This is a genomic window from Arthrobacter pascens, from assembly GCF_017052465.1.
GTDB classification, from domain to species: domain Bacteria; phylum Actinomycetota; class Actinomycetes; order Actinomycetales; family Micrococcaceae; genus Arthrobacter; species Arthrobacter pascens.
Genome location: NZ_JAFHKT010000062.1, coordinates 1 through 1008, shown reverse-complemented (window position 1 = coordinate 1008; position 1008 = coordinate 1). Strand labels below are relative to the sequence as shown.

Below are 1008 nucleotides of genomic sequence, written 5' to 3'. Positions count from 1 at the left end.
TGCTGGCGTGCGGCGGTGGGGTGGGTGGGGAATGCGGCGGCGGGTCAGCGGCGGACGAGCGGTTCGCACTGGTTGTCCTGGATCCCTGCGGTGGCGGGGCCGGCGGTGGCGGCGGCGAAGCCGAGGGCGGTCGCGGTCAGTACGGCGGTGGTCCAGATTTTGCGGAACATGATGATCTCCTAAGGGTGTGGCGGTGCTGGGTGTGGTTTGGTATGCGGGATGCAGCTGGTCAGCGGCGGACGAGCGGTTCGCAATGGTTGGAGCTGAGCCCGGCGGCTGCGGGGCCGGCGGTTGCGGCGGCGAAGCCCAGGGCGGTGGCGAGCAGGACGGCGCTGGTCCAGATTTTGCGGATCATGGTGATCTCCTAAGGTGTGGCGGTACGGGGGGGGTTGGTGTGCGGGATGCAGCTGGTTAGCGGCGGACGAGCGGTTCGCAATGGTTCATCGCGACGCCGGCGGTGGCGGGGCCGGCGGTGGCGGCGGCGAAGCCGACGGCGGTGGCGGTCAGGACGGCGGTGGTCCAGATTTTGCGGAACATGATGATCTCCTGCTGTGGCGGTTCGGGCGGGTTGGGTGGAGGATGCTGCGGGTTAGCGGCGGACGAGCGGCTCGCAATGGTTCATCGCAATCCCGGCCGCGGCGGGGCCGGCGGTGGCGGCGGCGAAACCGAGTGCGGTAGCGAGGGTGAGGGCGGTGGTCCAGATTTTGCGGTACATGATGAATGTCCTTTCGAGTGGTTGGTATGGGCTGGTGTTCTATGAGGTGGCACCAAGGTCCTATGAGATCCTTGATCGGCTGAATGGGGCGGGTCCCATCTGGGGTTGGTTGTCTCTGTGGCTGTCAGTCTGAGCAGTCCGGCCACAGGTCCTGGCCCCAGTGATCGTCAGTCAGTGTGGAGGGCTTCAACTCCTGGGTTGCCGCGGGTCCGGCGTTGTTGGCCAGTGCGTGAATCCGCTGACTGTTGTGGATCCTGGATGCTTCTATTCGCTTCATGATCAGGATCCCCTCT

At 66.1% G+C, this 1008-nt stretch carries 4 protein-coding genes; all 4 read right to left on the bottom strand.

All coding sequences use genetic code 11. The annotated features are described in order from the left end of the window. Nucleotides 1–44 precede the first annotated feature (44 nt). Genes JYA52_RS22685 through JYA52_RS22670 form a run of 4 tightly spaced genes read right to left on the bottom strand, consistent with a single transcriptional unit; the run spans nt 45 to nt 715 of the window. Nucleotides 45–170 (bottom strand): hypothetical protein, encoded by a 126-nt coding sequence (locus JYA52_RS22685; protein WP_276208509.1) that lies wholly within the window; start codon nt 168–170, stop codon nt 45–47. A gap of 59 nt (nt 171–229) precedes the next feature. After that, on the bottom strand, nt 230–355 hold the full coding sequence (locus JYA52_RS22680; RefSeq protein WP_276208508.1) for a hypothetical protein: 126 nt from the start codon (nt 353–355) through the stop codon (nt 230–232). 56 nt (nt 356–411) lie between these two features. Further along, entirely contained in the window at nt 412–537 is a 126-nt protein-coding gene (locus JYA52_RS22675; protein ID WP_276208498.1) for a hypothetical protein, read from the bottom strand. A gap of 52 nt (nt 538–589) precedes the next feature. Then, nucleotides 590–715 carry a hypothetical protein gene (locus tag JYA52_RS22670; RefSeq protein ID WP_276208507.1) on the bottom strand — a complete coding sequence of 42 codons (126 nt, stop codon included), beginning with the start codon at nt 713–715 and terminating at the stop codon, nt 590–592. Nucleotides 716–1008: the final 293 nt, after the last annotated feature.